Source organism: Paracidovorax sp. MALMAid1276 (genome assembly GCF_049198005.1).
Taxonomy (GTDB): domain Bacteria; phylum Pseudomonadota; class Gammaproteobacteria; order Burkholderiales; family Burkholderiaceae_C; genus Acidovorax.
On the sequence record NZ_JBMIRS010000195.1, the window covers coordinates 1 to 930 of the forward strand.

At 65.4% G+C, this 930-nt stretch carries 1 protein-coding gene; it reads left to right on the plus strand.

Annotated elements, in window-relative coordinates; genetic code table 11:
* Positions 1-3 precede the first annotated feature (3 nt).
* Positions 4-915 (plus strand): 5-dehydro-4-deoxyglucarate dehydratase, encoded by a 912-nt coding sequence (kdgD, locus tag ACOQFS_RS14420; RefSeq protein ID WP_421563515.1) that lies wholly within the window; start codon positions 4-6, stop codon positions 913-915.
* The last annotated feature ends 15 nt before the right edge of the window (positions 916-930 follow it).

Below are 930 nucleotides of genomic sequence, written 5' to 3' on the forward strand. Positions count from 1 at the left end.
GACATGACCCCCCAAGACCTCAAAACCATCATGGGCTCCGGCCTGCTGTCCTTCCCCATCACGGACTTCGACAGCGAGGGCAACTTCCGCCCCAAGACCTACATCGAGCGCCTGGAGTGGCTCGCGCCCTATGGCGCCAGCGCCCTGTTTGCCGCCGGTGGCACGGGTGAATACTTCTCGCTGTCGGGCCCGGAGTACAGCGAAGTCATCAAGACCGCCGTGGACACCTGCCGCGGCAAGGTGCCCATCATCGCCGGTGCCGGCGGCCCCACCCGCACAGCCATTGCCCATGCGCAGGAGGCCGAGCGCCTGGGTGCCCACGGCATCCTGCTGTTGCCCCACTACCTGACCGAGGCCGGCCAGGAAGGCCTGATCGCCCATGTGGAACAGGTCTGCAAGAGCGTGAAGTTCGGCGTCATCGTCTACAACCGCGACCGCACCAAGCTCACGCCCGACTCTCTGGCCATCCTGGCCGAGCGCTGCCCCAACCTGATCGGCTTCAAGGACGGTGTGGGCAACATCGAGACCATGTCCAGCATCTACATGAAGATGGGCGACCGCTTCTCGTACCTGGGCGGCCTGCCCACGGCCGAGGTGTATGCCGCCGCCTACAAGGCGCTGGGCACGCCGGTGTATTCGTCGGCGGTGTTCAACTTCATCCCCAGGACGGCGATGGAGTTCTACAAGGCGGTGGCGGCCGACGACATGGCCACACAGCACCGGCTGCTCAAGGAGTTCTTCATGCCGTATCTCGCCATCCGCAACCGGGTGGAGGGCTATGGCGTGTCCATCATCAAGGCCGGCGCCAAGATCGTCGGCCATGACGGCGGACCGGTGCGCGCGCCGCTGACGGACCTCAAGCCGGCCGAGATGGAAGAGCTGGCCGCGCTGATCAAGAAGCTCGGGCCGCAATAGCCATCGCTTTCTGCG

Coding starts and splice junctions, on each gene's coding strand:
- kdgD (WP_421563515.1), top strand. CDS start 4: ATGACCCCCCAAGACCTCAAAACCATCATGGGCTCCGGCCTGCTGTCC.